The 16,330-nt window shown below is 75.8% G+C and carries 14 protein-coding genes and 1 pseudogene; 10 read left to right on the top strand and 5 right to left on the bottom strand.

What is annotated here, in order from left to right; all coding sequences use genetic code 11:
* Window positions 1-9: 9 nt before the first annotated feature.
* The gene (locus tag ACL02T_RS15180) at window positions 10-1,503 is read right to left on the bottom strand and encodes a sensor histidine kinase (RefSeq protein WP_412831355.1); all 1,494 of its coding nucleotides are present in this window, start codon (window positions 1,501-1,503) and stop codon (window positions 10-12) included.
* 10 nt (window positions 1,504-1,513) lie between these two features.
* The gene (locus ACL02T_RS15175) at window positions 1,514-2,251 is read right to left on the bottom strand and encodes a response regulator transcription factor (protein WP_412831354.1); all 738 of its coding nucleotides are present in this window, start codon (window positions 2,249-2,251) and stop codon (window positions 1,514-1,516) included.
* A gap of 199 nt (window positions 2,252-2,450) precedes the next feature.
* On the opposite strand from ACL02T_RS15175, the gene ACL02T_RS15170 reads away from it, so the two are divergent.
* On the top strand, window positions 2,451-2,921 hold the full coding sequence (locus tag ACL02T_RS15170) for a hypothetical protein (RefSeq protein WP_412831353.1): 471 nt from the start codon (window positions 2,451-2,453) through the stop codon (window positions 2,919-2,921).
* Window positions 2,922-2,997: 76 nt separating this feature from the next.
* The gene (locus tag ACL02T_RS15165) at window positions 2,998-4,536 is read left to right on the top strand and encodes a TLP1 C-terminal extension domain-containing protein (protein WP_412831352.1); all 1,539 of its coding nucleotides are present in this window, start codon (window positions 2,998-3,000) and stop codon (window positions 4,534-4,536) included.
* A gap of 7 nt (window positions 4,537-4,543) precedes the next feature.
* On the opposite strand, the gene ACL02T_RS15160 is transcribed toward ACL02T_RS15165, so the two are convergent.
* Together ACL02T_RS15160 and ACL02T_RS15155 are read right to left on the bottom strand one after the other, a co-directional pair.
* Window positions 4,544-5,287 (bottom strand): siderophore-interacting protein, encoded by a 744-nt coding sequence (locus ACL02T_RS15160; protein WP_412831351.1) that lies wholly within the window; start codon window positions 5,285-5,287, stop codon window positions 4,544-4,546.
* Between the two features lie 129 nt (window positions 5,288-5,416).
* The gene (locus ACL02T_RS15155) at window positions 5,417-6,058 is read right to left on the bottom strand and encodes a TetR/AcrR family transcriptional regulator (protein WP_412831350.1); all 642 of its coding nucleotides are present in this window, start codon (window positions 6,056-6,058) and stop codon (window positions 5,417-5,419) included.
* A gap of 72 nt (window positions 6,059-6,130) precedes the next feature.
* On the opposite strand from ACL02T_RS15155, the pseudogene ACL02T_RS15150 reads away from it, so the two are divergent.
* The 7 genes and pseudogenes from ACL02T_RS15150 to ACL02T_RS15120 all read left to right on the top strand — a co-directional run.
* A pseudogene (locus ACL02T_RS15150) lies at window positions 6,131-6,256 on the top strand (NAD(P)-binding protein); the annotation flags it as partial.
* A 529-nt stretch (window positions 6,257-6,785) separates the two neighbouring features.
* The gene (locus ACL02T_RS15145) at window positions 6,786-7,733 is read left to right on the top strand and encodes an o-succinylbenzoate synthase (protein WP_412831349.1); all 948 of its coding nucleotides are present in this window, start codon (window positions 6,786-6,788) and stop codon (window positions 7,731-7,733) included.
* 73 nt (window positions 7,734-7,806) lie between these two features.
* Window positions 7,807-8,793 (top strand): NAD(P)/FAD-dependent oxidoreductase, encoded by a 987-nt coding sequence (locus ACL02T_RS15140; protein ID WP_412831348.1) that lies wholly within the window; start codon window positions 7,807-7,809, stop codon window positions 8,791-8,793.
* A 97-nt stretch (window positions 8,794-8,890) separates the two neighbouring features.
* Window positions 8,891-10,288 (top strand): FAD-binding oxidoreductase, encoded by a 1,398-nt coding sequence (locus ACL02T_RS15135; protein WP_412831520.1) that lies wholly within the window; start codon window positions 8,891-8,893, stop codon window positions 10,286-10,288.
* A 1-nt stretch (window position 10,289) separates the two neighbouring features.
* On the top strand, window positions 10,290-11,753 hold the full coding sequence (locus ACL02T_RS15130) for an AMP-binding protein (protein WP_412831347.1): 1,464 nt from the start codon (window positions 10,290-10,292) through the stop codon (window positions 11,751-11,753).
* A gap of 76 nt (window positions 11,754-11,829) precedes the next feature.
* Window positions 11,830-13,353 (top strand): CYTH and CHAD domain-containing protein, encoded by a 1,524-nt coding sequence (locus ACL02T_RS15125; protein ID WP_412831346.1) that lies wholly within the window; start codon window positions 11,830-11,832, stop codon window positions 13,351-13,353.
* A gap of 37 nt (window positions 13,354-13,390) precedes the next feature.
* On the top strand, window positions 13,391-14,410 hold the full coding sequence (locus ACL02T_RS15120) for a PHP domain-containing protein (protein ID WP_412831345.1): 1,020 nt from the start codon (window positions 13,391-13,393) through the stop codon (window positions 14,408-14,410).
* A gap of 110 nt (window positions 14,411-14,520) precedes the next feature.
* On the opposite strand, the gene ACL02T_RS15115 is transcribed toward ACL02T_RS15120, so the two are convergent.
* Window positions 14,521-14,937, bottom strand: coding sequence for a cupin domain-containing protein (locus ACL02T_RS15115; protein ID WP_412831344.1), 417 nt, complete (start codon window positions 14,935-14,937; stop codon window positions 14,521-14,523).
* 198 nt (window positions 14,938-15,135) lie between these two features.
* On the opposite strand from ACL02T_RS15115, the gene ACL02T_RS15110 reads away from it, so the two are divergent.
* Window positions 15,136-16,227, top strand: coding sequence for a glycoside hydrolase family 16 protein (locus ACL02T_RS15110; protein WP_412831343.1), 1,092 nt, complete (start codon window positions 15,136-15,138; stop codon window positions 16,225-16,227).
* Window positions 16,228-16,330: the final 103 nt, after the last annotated feature.

The following is a 16,330-nucleotide window of genomic DNA, read 5'->3' as shown; positions in this document are numbered from 1 at the left end:
GGGCGCCCCTCACACCCGCGCTGGTGTCTCGGCGACCACGGGTGCGGGAGTGCGGGGGAGGGTCACCCGGAACTCGGTGCGTCCCGGCTCGCTCTGCAACTCGACCCGGCCACCGTGGGCGGCGACGACGGCGTCGACGATCGCCAGGCCGAGGCCGGTGCTGGCGGTGTCGTTGCCCGCGCGGGCCCGGCCCGTGGAGCCGCGGGCGAAGCGCTCGAAGACGTGCGGCTGCAGCTGGGCCGGGATCCCCGGGCCGGTGTCGAGCACGGTGAGCACCGCGGCGCCCGCGGACACCCGGAGACCGACGGTCACGAGGGTGCCCTCCGGGGTGTGGGTGCGGGCGTTGGCCAGCAGGTTGGTGAGCACCTGGGTGAGCCGGGAGGCGTCACCGGGCACCACGACCGGCTCCTCCGGCAGGTCCAGCTGCCAGCGGTGGCGGGGGCCGGCGGCGTGGGCGTCGGAGACGGCGTCGAGCACCAGCCGGGTGAGGTCGACGGAGGCGCGTTCGAGCGGGCGGCCGGCGTCGAGGCGGGCGAGCAGCAGCAGGTCCTCGACCAGGGTGCTCATCCGCTCGGCCTGTGACGAGATGCGGGTCAGCGCGTGCGCGGTGCCCTCCGGCAGCGCGGTGCCGTCGCGGCGGGTCAACTCGGCGTAGCCGCGGATCGCGGCGAGCGGGGTGCGCAGTTCGTGGCTGGCGTCCGCCACGAACCGGCGCAGCCGGGTCTCGCTGTCCTGGCGGGCCTCGAGCGCGCCCTCGACGTTGTCCAGCATGCGGTTCAGCGCGACGCCGACCTGCCCGACCTCGGTGCGCTCGTCGGGCTCCGGCACGCGGGTGGCCAGCTCGACCTCGCCCCGGTCGAGCGGCATCCCCGACACCGTCGCGGCGATGCCCGCGACCTCCTCCAGCGGCCGCAGCTCCCGCCGCACCAGCACCGTGGCGGCCACCGCGGCACCGCCGAGCGCCGCGCCGATCACGATCAGCTCGATCACGACCAGCCCGTCGACGATGTCCGCGACCTCCTGCGCGGGCTGGCCGAGCACGAGCACGGCGCCGTCGGATGCGGGGACGGCGACGGCGCGGTACTCGCCGAGCGAGAGCGACACGGTCCGCGGGTGGTCGCCCGGCCGCAGCGCGGCGAGCCGGGCGACGTCGCTCTCGGGCACCGGCCGGAACGAGCCCCGGCGGTCGGTGACCGCCGCCTCCACCACGGCGCCGGACCGCACGACGGCGCCCAGCGTGCCCGGCTTCTGCGCGGGGCCGAGGTAGGTGTCGGCCCGGGACAGGCCCGGTGGCGCGGGCTCGGACCGGGAGAACTCGAAGCGGCCCGCGGCGCCGAGCACGTCCTCGTCGAGACGGTGGTAGAGGAAGCCGCGCAACGCGATCGCCGTCGCGACCCCGATGACCGCGCAGGCCAGGGCGATCAGCAGCAGCACGGTGACCACGAGCCGGGCACGCAGCGTCCGGCTCCGTGCGACGACCCGGTCGGTCACCCGTGCGGCCATGCGCCGATCCTCACGCGATGGCGGGCTTGAGCACGTACCCGGCCCCGCGCACGGTGTGGATCATCGGGGAGCGGCCGGCGTCGATCTTCTTGCGCAGGTACGAGACGTACAGCTCCACCACGTTGGACTGGCCGCCGAAGTCGTAGTGCCACACGCGGTCGAGGATCTGCGCCTTGGACAGCACCCGCCTGGGGTTGCGCATCAGGAAACGCAGCAGCTCGAACTCCGTCGCGGTGAGGTCGACGTCGGTGTCGCCGCGGCGCACCTCGTGGCTGTCCTCGTCGAGCACCAGGTCGCCGACGACGAGCTCCGAACCCTGCCGCGCCGCCGTCATCCCCGCCCGGCGCAGCAGCCCGCGCAACCGTGCCACGAGCTCCTCCAGGCTGAACGGCTTGGTCACGTAGTCGTCGCCACCCGCGGTCAGGCCGGCGACGCGGTCCTCCACGGCGTCCTTCGCCGTGAGGAACAGGACGGGCACCTCGGGGGTGTCCGCGCGCAGCCGGCGCAGCACCTCCAGCCCGTCGAGGTCCGGCAGCATGATGTCGAGGACGACGGCGTCGGGCTTGAAGTCCCGGGCGGTCCGGACCGCGGTGAGCCCGTCGCCCGCGCTGCGGACCTCCCAGCCCTCGTAGCGCAGCGCCATCGAGAGCAGGTCCGAGAGGGTCGCCTCGTCGTCGACCACCAGGACGCGGACGGGGCTGCCGTCGGCGCGGCGGAGCGGCGCGGACTGTTCGGTCACCTCGGTCATGGTAGGAGAGCCTCGCCCGTCCGGCTGTGCCGCCGGTGGGCGCTCCCTGTGCGTTCCCTGTGCGCCGTCGGAGGTACCGGCCGCACACGCTCCCCTGTTCGTCCGCACAGTGCGCGGACAGGTTCGCTCAGCACGGTGGGCGCCGGTCGCGATCCCGCCTCACCTCCTTCTCCCGCCGCGACCGGATCAGGAGCACGCGATGTCCCTTCTCGACTCCCGCCGGGCCCACCGGCTCGCCCTCGTCCCGGTGGGGCTGGTCGCCGCCGCCGTGCTGGCGGCCTGCGGCTCCTCGACGGACCAGACCTCGAGCACCTCCGGGTCGACCGCCGCGAGCGGGTCGAGCACCGCCGACACGTCCGGCACCGCCGACGCCTTCCAGGCCTGTCTCGCCGAGAACGGCGTCGAGGCGCCGGCCGGGGGACCGGGCGGCGGCGGACCGGGCGGCGGCGGACCGGGCGGCGGCGGACCGGGCGGTCGGGGCGGCACTCCGCCGTCGGGCGCTCCCGAGGCGGGCGGCACCCCACCCGAGGGCGCGCCGCAGGACGGCGGTGCCCCGCCGCAGGACGGCACGATGCAGGCCCCGCCGGGCGTCGACGAGGCGACCTGGACGGCGGCGACGGAGGCCTGCGCCGACCTGGCGCCCACCCCGAGCCCGGCCACGGCCGGCTGACGCCGCGATCGTCGGAACGGATCATCGGCCCGGTCCCGGCCGCCCCGGCCGGGTCGGGCTGTACTAGTTTTCGCCGGTGCACGCGGAGAGATCGCCGGTCCTCGTCGGCGTCGGGCAGGTCCAGGCCAACCGGGACCGAACCGTCGCCGGGGCCCGCGAGCCGCTGCGCCTGATCGCCGACGCCGTGCACGTCGCCGCCGCGGACGCGGGCGGCACCGGCACCCGGCTGCTCCGGGACGTCGATGCGATCACCGTCCCGCACGTCGCCAGCTGGTCCTACGCGGACCTGCCCGCCCGGCTCGCCGAGCGGCTCGCGGCGGACCCGGTGCACACCTTCTCGGCGCCGGTCGGCGGGCACTGGCCGGCCGCGCTGGTCGACGCCGCGGCCGCGCGGATCGCCTCGGGGGAGTCCCGGGTCGAGCTGGTCGCCGGGGGCGAGGCCTCGGCATCGCTCACCGTGCTGCAGCGCGCGGGCGTCGACCCGGGCACCGACCTCGGCTGGACCACCGAACCCGGCGGGCTCGCCCCGATCGGGCCGGACGACCTCGGCAGCCCCGCGATGCAGGCCGCCGGCCTGGTGCTCCCGACCCGGGTCTACCCGATGGTCGACACCGCCTTCGGGCACTCCGTGGGTGAGACACCCGTGGAGACCATGGTCGCCGGGGCGGCCGTGTTCGCGGCCCTGAGCGAGGTCGCGGCCACCAACCCGATCGCATGGAACCCGGCGGCCCGGGACTCGGCCGAGATCCTGCGGGTCGGGCCGGACAACCGGATGATCTGCGAGCCCTACCCGCTCGCGGTGAACGCGTTCCCGCTGGTCGACCAGGCCGCGGCACTGTTGCTGACCTCGCGGGCGGTCGCCCTGGAGCACGGGGTGCCGGAGGAGCGTCTGGTGCACGTCTGGGGCGGGGCGGGGGCCGCCGACGCCGCCGACGTCCTCGCCCGGCCCGCGCTGACCGGATCACCGGCGCTCTGCTCGGCCCTGGATCGCGCACTGGCCTCCGCCGGGCTCACCGCCGACACGGTCGACCTCGTCGACGTCTACTCCTGCTTCCCGGTGGTGCCCCGGCTCGCCGGCCGCTACCTCGGGCTGCCGGTGAAGGCGCTCGCGGGCGCCACCGGCGGGCACTCGTCCTTCGGCGGCCCGCTCTCGACCTACACGCTGCACTCGCTCGCGGCCTGCGCCGTGCGCGTCCGGGCCGGGGCGCGGACCGCGCTCGTGCACGCCAACGGGGGGTACCTGACCCGCCAGCACGTCGTCGTCCTCGGCCGGGAGCCGCACGTCGACGGCTACATCGGCGATCCCGAGCCGCACGACACCGCCGAGCCGGGCCCGCCGTCCTGCCCGGTCGCCGAGCTCGCCGAGGAGCCGGTGCGCGTCGAGGCCGCGACCGTGGAGTACGACCGGGACGGCCATCCGTCCCAGGGGTTCCTGGTCGCCCGGACCGTCGACGGTCGCCGCCTCGCCGGCTGCACCGTCGAGGGCGACGCGGCCAGCGCCCAGGCGCTCACGGTGTTCCCGGAGGGACCGGCACGGCCGCCGGGCCCGGCCGTCGTCGGGCGGGAGGTGACGGTGCGCGCGGTGGGCGACCGGATCCAGGTGGACCCGGCCTGACCGGCGGTCAGCGGGCGCGCCAGTAGCCGGTGGCGTAGACCGCCCGGCGGTCCAGCTTCCGCTCGGTGAGCAGGTGCCCGCGGATCTCCTTCACGGCCGCCGACTCGCCGGCCAGCCAGGCCTGTCCCTCGCCGTCCGGGAAGGTGGCGGTCCTCACCGCCGCGACCAGCGGTTCCCCGGCGGGGGCGGCGCCGCGATGCACCCAGGTCACGGCGGCGTGGCCGGGCAGCTCCTGCTCCTCCCCGGCGTCGGCGACCTCGAGGATCGCCAGCGCGGGCACCTCGGTGGGAAGAGCCTCCAGCACGGTGGCCACCGCGGGCAGCGCCGACTCGTCGCCGATCACCACGTGGAAGGCCGACGCCGGGTCCGGGACCCAGCGCCCGCCCGGCTCGGACACCCCGACCCAGGAGCCCGGCCCGGCGGCCTGCGCCCACGCCGCGGCCGGGCCGTACCCGTCGTGCAGCACGAAGTCGACGTCGAGTTCCCCGGCGGCCGGGTCGAAGCGGCGGACCGTGTAGGTCCGGATCGTCGGCCGCGGTTCGCCCGCCGGCCAGACGGGGCCGCCGGTGCTCGCCCGCGGCACGGCCGGCCGGTCCTGCCCCTCGACCGGGAAGAACATCTTGATCCGCCGGTCCGGCCCCTCGCCCGGGAACCCGGCCAGCTCCTCACCGGTGAGGGTCAGGCGGATCATCCTGGGGGTCACCCGGGTGCTGCGGCTGACCTGCAGCAGCCGGGGGGCGGTCGTGGTCACGGCGCACCATGGAACCACAACGCCCCCAACCGCCCCGCGCGACCGCGTCATGGAGCCATGACGCGGTCAGGAAGCCGCCGTGGCCGCGTTCTGGAGCCATGGTGCGCTCGGGTGCGCGTGTGGAGCGCGTCAGGGATCCGCACTGCGGTCGGTGCGGCCCGCCAGCCCGCTCCACGCCAGGTCCATCAGGTACTCCGTGGCCTGCTCCGCCGTGACCCGCGGGTCCCGCTTGCGCCACACCGCCAGCCGTTCGCACGCCCCGACGATCACCTGCGCCCAGCCCTGCAGCCGCAGCGGCTCGGCCCCGGGCGCGGCGATCCCGAGGAGTCCGGCGATGAAGTCCGTCTGCTGCGCGCGGATGGCCTCGACCGCTTCCGCGGCGATGCTCGTCTCCGAGTAGAGCAGCGTGAAGGCCGGGGCCCGGTCGTCGAGGAACCGGAAGAACGCCAGGGTGCCGCGGCGCAGCATGTCCTCGGGGCCCTCGGCGGCGAACGCGGCCTCGGAGGTGACCTCGAGCAGCTCGGTGCGGGCCCGCGAGACGCACGCCAGCAACAGGCCCTCCTTGGACCCGAAGTGCGTGTACAGCACCGGTTTCGTGACGCCGACCCGCTCGGCCACCGCGTCCATCGACGCGTTGGCGTAGCCGCGCTCGGCGAAGACCGCGACGGCGGCGTCGAGGATCTGCCGCTCGCGCTCGGCCCGGGAGACGCGCCGCCGCGGGGACGGGCCGGACGACGCGCCGGGTGTCGACGCCGGCGTGCTCGTCTCCATGCGCCGAACCCTACCCTCCTAAGTTACCCATGGTAAGTTACCGGCGGTAACACCCACCGGAGGGGAGCGAAGATGCTGGACACCCCTATCGTCGGCAGCGGGTTCGCCGATCTGGGCGCTGCGGTGGAGCTGGACGAGGCGGGCCGCCGGGACTTCCTGGTCCTGGAGAAGGGCGACACCCTCGGGGGCACCTGGCGGGACAACGTCCCGGAGCGCACCCGCCGCGCCTTCCGCCGGTTCCCGCTGCTGCAGCGCCTGCCGCGGCTCTCGCTGTACTGGCGGCACGAGGCGCTGGTGCTCGGCTTCCTGCACCCCGGGGTCATGAAGGTGGTGCAACGCCTCGGCCTCGCCTACCTGCGCACGGTCTTCGCCGGCGACCCGGAGCTGCGGAAGAAGGCCACGCCGACCTTCACCATGGGCTGCAAGCGGATCCTGATGCACAACGACTACTACCCGGCCCTGCGCCGGGAGAACGTCGCCGTGGAGACGGACCGGATCGCCCGCGTCACCGAGACCGGCGTGGTGACCGTCGACGCGGTGGGCCGGGAGACCGAGCACGAGGTCGACACGATCATCTTCGGCACGGGGTTCCGGGTCGCCGACGGCCTGGCCCGGATGACCGTCACCGGGCGGGACGGGGTCAAGCCCGGGTACACGTTCGACTTCCGCCGCCGGACACGGAAGCTCGACCCGGGGACCACGAGCTCGTCGCGTAGCGTCCGCCCGCATGGAGGCGGCCGCCGTCTACGCGATCCCGATGACCACCCGGTTCCGCGGGATCACGGTGCGGGAGGGGATGCTCCTGCCCGGCCCCGCGGGCTGGGGCGAGTTCTGCCCGTTCCCGGAGTACGACGACGCCGAGGCCGCGGCCTGGTACGCGGCGGCGCGCGAGGCGGCGGAGGAGGGCTGGCCGGAACCGGTGCGCGACACCGTGCCGGTGAACTGCATCGTCCCCGCGGTGGGTCCGGAGCGGGCCGCGGAGATGGTGCGCGCCTCCGGCTGCGGGACGGCCAAGGTGAAGGTCGCCGACCACCCGGACTCCGCCGCCGAGGACCTCGACCGCGTCGCGGCCGTGCGGGACGCGCTGGGACCGGCCGGACACGTCCGGGTCGACGCCAACGCGCGCTGGGACGTCGACACCGCGGTCCGCAGGATCCGTGAACTCGACCGGGCCGCGGGCGGGCTGCAGTACGTCGAGCAGCCCTGCCCGACCGTGGCGGAGCTGGCCGCGGTGCGCCGGCGGGTCGACGTCCGGATCGCGGCCGACGAGTCCATCCGCCGGGCCGAGGACCCGCTGACCGTGGCCGTGGCGGGGGCCGCCGACGTCGCGATCCTCAAGTGCCTGCCGCTCGGCGGGGTGCGCCGGGCGCTGCGGGTCGCCGAGGCGTGCGGGCTGCCCTGCGTGGTGTCGTCCGCGCTGGAGTCGAGCGTGGGGCTGGCCGCCGAGATCGCCCTCGCCGCCGCACTGCCCGAGCTCGAGTTCGCCTGTGGCCTCGGGACCGGGCGGCTGTTCACCGCGGACGTCGTGGCCGACGCCGACCGGCTGCTCCCGCGCGACGGGACGCTGCCCGTGCTGCGGACCGCGCCCGAACCGGTGCGTCGCACCGAGGTGTCGGCCGACGCCGGGCGCGCGGCATGGTGGCGGGCCCGCGCGGAGCGCGTCGCGCTCCTGTGAGGACGGTCGTACCCGGACGTGTCCACGGGCGGACGCGGCGGACGGGGCCGCGCGGCTCTAGGCTGACCGCGTCATGAGCGTCGTCGTGGTCGGGGCCGGGCTCTCCGGGGTGGCCTGCGCCCGGGAGGTGGCCCGGACCGGTCTGCCGGTGCGGGTCCTCGACCGCGCCCACACCGTGGGTGGCCGCATGGCCAGCTCGCCGCACGACGGGCGCCCGGTCGACATGGGCGCGGCCTACTTCACCGTCCGGGACCCGGAGTTCGCCGAGGTCGTGGCGGGCTGGCGCAGCGCCGGGCTCGCGCGGCCGTGGACCGCCGAGATGGCCGTGCTCGCCCACGGGGACCGGTCGCGCTCGGCGGGCCCGATGCGCTGGGCCGCGCCGAAGGGACTGCGCAGCCTCGTCGCCGCGCTCGCCGAGGGCCTCGAGATCGAGTTGGACCACGAGGTCAAACGGGTCGCGGACGGGCCGCGGGTCGACGGCGAACCGGCGGAGGTGGTCGTGCTGGCCATGCCGGACCCGCAGGCGCTGCGCGTCCTCGCCCCCGGCCTCGGCGCCGTCGCCCTCACCTCGGACCGCCCGTGGCGGCCGGTGCTCACGGTCGCGGCCGGCTACCCCACGCGGGAGTGGCCCGAGCTCTCCGCCGCGTTCGTCAACGACCACCCGGTGCTCACCCTCGTCGCGGACGACGGTGCCCGGCGCGGCGACGGCGTTCCGGTCCTGGTGGCGCACACCACCTCCGCCGTCGCGCGGGCCCACGACGCCGACCCGGCCGGTGCGGTCCCGACGGTCGTCGAGGCGGTGCGCGAGCTGCTCGGCCTGTCCGAGGCACCGGTGTGGACGGACGCCCACCGCTGGCGGTTCGCCGCGCCGGAGCTGGACCGCGCCGAGCCCTTCCACCTCGGCGAGGACGGCATCGGGCTCGCCGGCGACGGCTGGGGCAGCTCCCGCATCGAGACGGCGTGGCGCTCCGGCACCCTCCTCGGCCGCGAGATCGTGAAACGCCTGCAGCGTGAGCGCGACGTTAACGCTGGTTGGCGATCGCCGGGCGGCAGGACGTAGCGTCTCGGGAATGAGCGCGACCGCCCGGACGACGACGCCGGAGACCCCCACCGCGGAGCGTCCCTTCGGCTGGGACCGCGGCACGGGGGCGGCCCGGATGGCGGAGCCGGGCGAGGCCGGCCGCGCGGTCCTCGCGGAGCTGGCCGCGGCCCTGCCCGCGGACCGGGTGCTCACCGACGCCGACACCGCCCGCCCCTACCTGCACGACGAGGCCGAATGGGCCGAGTACGGCGCTCCGCTCGCCGTCGTGCGGCCGCGGTCCACCGCGGAGGTCGCCGAGACCGTGCGGGCCGCGGCCCGGCACCGCGTCCCGGTCGTGCCCCGCGGGGCCGGGACGGGCCTGTCCGGTGGGGCCAACGCCGTCGAGGGCGGGCTGGTGCTGTCGCTGGAACGGATGCGGGACATCCTGGAGATCGACGCGGGGGAGCGGCTCGCCGTCGTCCAGCCCGGCGTGGTGAACGACGACCTTCGCGGGGCCGCCGCGCAGGAGGGCCTCTGGTACCCGCCGGACCCGGCGAGCGCGCCGTGGTCGACGATCGGCGGCAACGTGGCCACCAACGCCGGGGGGCTGTGCTGCGTGAAGTACGGCGTCACCCGTGACTACGTGCTCGCGCTGGAGATCGTCACGGCCGCGGGCGAGATCGTGCGCGTCGGCCGGCGCACCGCGAAGGGCGTGGCCGGGTACGACCTCGCCGGGCTCCTCGTGGGCTCCGAGGGCACGCTCGGCGTGATCACGGAGGTGACGGTGCGGCTGCGGCCGGCGCCGACCGCGGAGCCGCGCACCGTCGTCGGGTTCTTCGACACCCTCGCCGACTGCGGCGCCGCCGTCGCCGCGGTGACCGCCGCCGGCCTGCAGCCCGCGATCTTCGAGCTGGTCGACCGGCACTGCCTCAAGGCCGTCAACGACTGGAAGCACACGGGCCTGCCCGAGGACGCCGCCGCGCTCCTGCTGGCCCAGACCGACCTCCCCGAGCCCGCCGCGACGGCCGAGGCCGACGGCATCCTCGCCGCGTTCGAGGCGAACGGCGCCCGCGACGCCCTCGTCTCGACCGACCCCGTCGAGGCCGACGCGCTGTTCGCCGCCCGCCGGCTCGCCTACCCGGCCTTCGAGCAGCGCGGCGACGCCCAGCTCACCGAGGACGTCTGCCTGCCCCGCAACCGGCTCGCCGGGATGCTGGAGCGGATCGAGGAGATCTCCGCCCGGCGCGACACCTTCATCGGCACCGTCGCGCACGCCGGCGACGGCAACCTGCACCCGCTGATCATGGTTCCGCCCGGCGACCCGGAGGCGAAGGCGCGGGCCCAGCGGGCCTTCGACGAGATCGTCGACGCCGCGATCGTGCTGGGTGGCACGGTGACCGGCGAGCACGGGGTGGGTCTGCTCAAGCGCGCGGGCATGCGCCGCGAGCTCGACCCCGGCTCGCTCGCGATGCAGGAGGCGATCAAGAAGGCACTGGATCCGGACGGGATCCTCAACCCCGGCAAGGTGCTCTGACATGTCCGCGCTGCTGCCCGCGCTCGCCGACCCGACCGACGAGCCCGCCCTGCGGTTCCCCGACGGCGCGGTGACCTACCGCGAGCTCGCCGCGCTGGCCTCGGACCTGGGCGTGCGGATCGCCGGGCGCTCCCGCGTCGCCGTGTGGGCCACCCCGACGCTCGCCGCGGCCACCGGCATCACGGCCGGGCTCCTCGCGGGCGTACCGGTGGTGCCGGTGAACCCGAAGGCCGGGGAACGGGAGCTCGCGCACATCGTGGCGAGCTCCGCACCCGAGGTGGTGCTCGCCGCGCCCGGCGTCGAGCTGCCCGCGGCGCTCGCCGGGCTTGTCCGGATCGACGTCGACGTGGCCGGGCGTGTCCCCGGCGCCGCCGGGACAACACGGCCCGTGCCGGTGCCCGAGGAGCCGCCCGCGAAGGACCCCGCCCTGGTCGTCTACACCTCCGGTACCACCGGACCGCCCAAGGGCGCGGTGCTGTCCCGCGGCGCGATCGCCGCCGACCTCGACGCCCTGGCCGACGCCTGGGCCTGGACCGGTGCCGACCGGCTCGCCCACGCGCTGCCGATCTTCCACGTGCACGGGCTGGTGCTGGGCACGATCGGTCCGCTGCGCCGCGGCGGGTCCCTGCACCACCTCGGCGCGATCGACGGGCAGCGGCTCGCCGTCGCCGTGGCGGAGGGCGCCACGATGGTCTTCGGCGTCCCCACGCACTACCACCGGCTCGCCGCGGACTTCGAGGCCGACCCCGACGCCGGCCGGACGGTCGGCCGCGCCCGGCTCCTGATCTCCGGGTCGGCCGCGCTCACCGCCGTCGACCACGCGCGGATCGAGAAGGCGACCGGGCTGGCGGTCCGGGAGCGCTACGGGCTCACGGAGACGCTGATCCTCACCGCCGCCCGTGCCGACGAGGAGCCCGAGGTCGGCACGGTGGGGCGTCCGCTGGCGGACACGGAGGTGCGGCTGGCGCCCCTGCCCGCGGCGGACGGCGAGCAGCCCGACGAGGGGTTGGGCGCGGTCGAGGTCCGCGGCCCGCAGCTCTTCTCCGGCTACCTCGACCTCCCGGAGGCGACGGCCGCCGCCCGGACCGCGGACGGCTGGTTCCGCACCGGCGACATCGGCCGCTGGACGGAGAGCGGGCTGCTCGCCCTGGTGGGCCGGCAGGCCACGGACCTGATCAAGTCCGGCGGCTACAAGATCGGCGCCGGGGAGATCGAGAACGCGCTGCTCGAGCACGCCGCCGTGGCCGAGGTGGCCGTCGTCGGCGTGCCCGACCCGGACCTGGGGGAGCGGATCGTCGCGCACGTCGTGCCGACGGACCGGGCGGCGGCCGACGACGACCTCGCCCGCGGGCTCGTCGACCACGTCGCCGCCCTGCTCGCCCCGCACAAGCGGCCGCGCGAGGTCCGCTTCGTGGAGTCGCTGCCGCGCAACGCGATGGGCAAGGTGCAGAAGAAGCTGCTCTGAGCAAGTGCTGAACGGCGGCCGGCGAATGGTCCGCGAGCACCTTTGAGTGATCACCTGGTTCGGGCATTCTTGGTCCATGGCTACCGGCACCACGACGACGAACCTCGGGAAGACCGACACCGACCGCCCCACGGCCACCTTCCGCGGCCCCGCGCAGGCCGGTGCCCCGAACCTCGCCGGGGTCGAGGGGGTGCGGTCGACCGTCGCCGGAGAGCCGGTCGTGCTGGAGTTCGAGCGGTACGACTCGCCGGACCTGCGCCTGGCGACCTCGGGGATCGTCCTCGCGATCCACCGCACGGACGACCCGGTGCACCCCGAGGCGTTCTGGCGTCTCGACCTGCCCGACGCCGTCGAGGGCGAGCAGCTCCGCATTCCGATCGCCCCGCCGGACGTCGAGGGGGTCGAGCCGGACGTGCCCGCCGAGCTGCGCGAGCTGGTTCAGGGCGTGCTCCGCGGCGCGGACGTGACCGCGGTCGGCCGGATCCGGCGGGTCCGCACCGTCGGGTCGCTGCGTGACGGCCGGCGCCGCGAGATCGCCGAGATCCGCCGGGACGAGGTGCAGCTCGCCACGTTCGGCGAGGCGACCAGCCTGGAGAACTGGACCGAGGACACGGTCACGATCTCGGGCGGCCCGGCCGGCCTGCTCGACGTGCTGGCCGAGCGGCTGGCCGCGACCGGCGCCGCACCGGCGGCGGTGACCGCCGAGGCCGAACTCGACCGGCTGCTGCGCGAGGCCGCCCCGCCGCCCCCGGCGCGCTGGCGGGGCAAGAAGGGCACCGCCGGCGCCGGCGTGCTCGGCTACCTCGCCGAGCACGCGGACCGGCTCGCCGCCGAGGACCTGCGGGCCCGCCGGGACGAGGAGGACGCGATCCATCAGCTGCGGGTCGCCGCCCGGCGGATGCGCAGCGCGCTGCAGGCCTTCTCGCCGGTCTTCCAGGGACCCCGCGCCCAGGCCCTGATCGAGGAACTGCGCTGGCTGGGCCGCGCCCTCGCCGCCGCCCGGGACAGCGAGGTCCAGGAGGAGCAGATCACCGCGGCGGTGGACGCGCTGCCGCCCGAGCTGGTCCTCGGGCCGGTGCAGGCCCAGATCACCCGGCACTTCGCGCGGGCGCGCGCGGAGGGCAAGGCCGCCGCGATCGCCGCCCTCGACGGCGAGCGCTACGCGGCCCTGCGCGGCGCGATCGAGCACTTCCTGCAGGACCCGCCGCTGGCGAGGGCCGCCGGATCGAAGAAGACCCTCGATGCGGCGTTGAGGAAGGCGGACAAGCGCTTCGACAAGCGTGTGACCGCCGCGCTCGACGCCCTGGCCGCGGGCCGGGACTCGGACGCGGCCATCCACGACGCCCGCAAGGCGGGCAAGCGCCTCCGCTACGCCACCGAGCTGGCCGGCACGCCCAAGCAGGCCAAGCAGCTCAAGGCGATCACGAAGGCGCTGGGCGAGCACCAGGACGTCGTCGTCGGGCGGCAGGTGCTGCGCGAGCTGGGCGCGCAGGCCCACGCGGACGGCGAGAACGGCTTCACCTTCGGCATCCTCTACGGCCGCGCCCAGGCCGCGGCCGAGCGGGTCGAGGCGCAGTTGCCGGAGCTGCGGCGGAAGTGACGGCGCCGCCAGGGGCCGAGCTGTCAGAATCGCGGCCGTGAGCGACGCACGGGACCCGGTGGGCGATCTCCGGCGGATCGCGTTCCTGCTGGAACGCGCGCACGAGTCGACCTACCGGGTCCGCGCCTTCCGCACCGCCGCCGCGGCGTTGCGCGCCAAGGACCCGGAGCAGCTCGCCGCGCTCGAGCGTTCGGGGGAACTGCGGAAGCTGAAGGGGGTCGGCGACGTCACCGCGCGGTGCGTCGCCGAGTCCCTGCGCGGGGAGGCGCCGGTCTACCTGAGGCGGCTGGAGGCCACCGAGGGCGTCGAGCTGGACACCGCGGCGGCCGACCTGCGCGAGGCGTTGCGGGGCGACTGCCACAGCCACACCGACCAGTCCGACGGCGGCTCCCCGCTGTGGGAGATGGTCGAGACCGCGATCACCCTCGGCCACGACTACCTCGTCGTCACCGACCACTCGCCCCGGCTCACCGTGGCGAACGGGCTGTCCCCGGAGCGGCTCCGCCGCCAGCTGGAACAGATCGCCGAGCTCAACGCCGGCCTGTCCGGCTTCCGCGTGCTCACCGGGATCGAGGTCGACATCCTCGACGACGGGGCGCTCGACCAGGAGGAGGAGCTGCTCGCCCGGCTCGACGTCGTGGTCGCGAGCGTGCACTCCAGGCTGCGGATGCCGCGGGACGAGATGACCGAGCGGATGCTGACCGCCGTCGCGAACCCGCACGTCGACGTCCTGGGCCACTGCACCGGCCGGATGGTCACCGGGAAGCGCACGCGGCCCGAGTCCGAGTTCGACGCCGACGCCGTGTTCGCCGCCTGCGCCGAGCACGGCGTCGCGGTCGAGATCAACTCCCGGCCCGAGCGGCTGGACCCGCCGAAGCGGCTGCTGCGGCTGGCGGTGGAGGCGGGCTGCGAGTTCACCGTCGACACGGACGCACACGCCCCCGGCCAGCTCGACTGGCTCGACTACGGCTGCACCCGGGCCGTGCAGTGCGGCGTGCCGACCGAGCGGATCCGCAACACCTGGGGGCTGGAGGAGCTGCTCGCCGCCCGCGCGTGAGGCCCGGGATCGCGGCCGGTCCGGCCCCGTCCGGCCCCGTCCGGCCCCGTCCGGCCCCGTCCGGCCCCGTCCGGCCCCGTCCGGCCCCGTCCGGCCCCGTCCGGCTCAGCTCAGCCGGCTCGGTCCGGTTCCAGGTCGGCCAGCTCGAAGTCGGCGAAGTCGAAGCCGGGGGAGACCACGCAGGAGACGAGCGCCGGCTCGTCGCCGAGCAGCCGCGCGGACTGCCACGCGTTCGCCGGGACGAGCCGTTGCGGAGCGGCCGCCCGCAGCGTCCAGGAGATGCCCGCGCCCGGTTCGGGCCCGATCCGGATGCCCACGGCGGAGCCCGAGTGCCACAACCAGAGCTCGCTCGAGCGGACCCGGTGCCACCGTGACTCCCCGTCGAGCAGGTAGAGGATCGCGGTGGCCGTCGGTCGCGGACCGTGCTCGGTCCCGACGGTCACCGGGGAGGTCCAGGTGCGGCGGAACCAGCCGCCCTCGGGGTGGGGAGCCAGGTCGAGGGCGGTGGCGAGGGCGGGAGGCGGCACACCCCGAGTCTCGCGGTCGCCGCGGGTCCTGTCACGTGTGGTGATCACCCGTCGTCACGAGCCGTGATCGAAGTCGCGCCTCGGTCGCGGTACTTGCACGAACGGGGGGTACTCGACCGGGTGGCAGGACTCGCGTCGCTCACGATCTGCGGTGAAATGAGGGCAGGTCTGAGGCAGGAGTGACGAGAGGTGCTGGCGATGCGGACGTCCGGTCTGGTGCGGACCCTGGCCGTCGCGGTGAGCGGCGGGGTGTTGCTCGCGCTGACCGCGTGTCCCGCCGATGCGTCGCAGGCCGGTCCACCGGAGCCGCAGCAGGGCACCCCGTCGTCGGGGGCGTCGTCGCAGGCTCCCGGATCGCAGGCCGGCTCGTCGCACTGCCCGCGGACGGCGGCCGACATCCTGGGCTGGGGCACCCCGACCCGGCAGTCGGACTTCGACGGCACCGCGCTGCCGTCGGACTGGCACCCGTACGGGCCCGAGCCCGGCCACGACGAGCGGGGCATCCGCACCCCCGAGGCGATCACGATCGCCGACGGCCAGGTGACGGTCGCGGGCGACGCGCAGGGCACCACCGGCGCGATGAGTTGGCACCCGGGGCAGCGGTACGGCCGCTGGGAGGTGTGCGTGAAGTCCGACCCGGGCTCCGGCGGCTACCACCCGGTGCTGCTGCTCTGGCCGGTCCAGGAGAACTGGCCGGTGGGCGGGGAGATCGACTGGATGGAGATCAGCGCCGACGACCGGCAGAGCACGGACTTCTTCCTGCACTACGGCGCCGACAACTCCCAAGAGAGCGGCTCGGTGCGGCACGACGCCACCGAGTGGACCGCCTACGCCCTGGAGTGGACGCCGCAGAGGATGACGGCGTACCTCGACGGCGAGGAGTGGTACTCCACCACGCGGACCGACCACTTCCCGCCGGGCGCCATGAACATGACGGTGCAGCTCGACTACTTCCCGCCGGCGTTCGGCCTGTCGGCGATGCACCTGGACTGGGCGAGGCAGTGGGCGCTGCCGGAGAGCGAGCCGGCCGGGCTGTCGCTGGCGCCGGGCGCTCCCGCCACCGGGCAGCCCGATTTGCACCCCGACCGCACCCCCCAGCCCGTCTCGCGGCAGTCGGGCCCGCAGCAGCCGGGTGCGCCGCGGCCGGTGGCACAGCAGCCGGACCCGCAGCAGCCGGACCCGCAGCAGCCGGTGGCACAGCAGCCGGTGGCACAGCAGCCGGTGGCACACCAGCCGGACCCGCCGCAGCCCGACCCGCAGCGGCCGGTGGACCGGCCGGGGAGCGGCTGACCCCCGAACTCGTGGGTGGCGGGGCGAAAGGTACTGGGGCCGTCCCGCCACCCGCGGCCTCGTGGACGGCGGCGATGCTGGGGAGCCCTCGCCGCCGTCCACG

This window comes from Pseudonocardia oceanicola, assembly GCF_047200735.1.
Classification (GTDB): Bacteria; Actinomycetota; Actinomycetes; order Mycobacteriales; family Pseudonocardiaceae; genus Pseudonocardia.
Note: the sequence above shows the minus strand (reverse complement) of the source record. Positions and strands in the feature narration are given on the sequence as shown.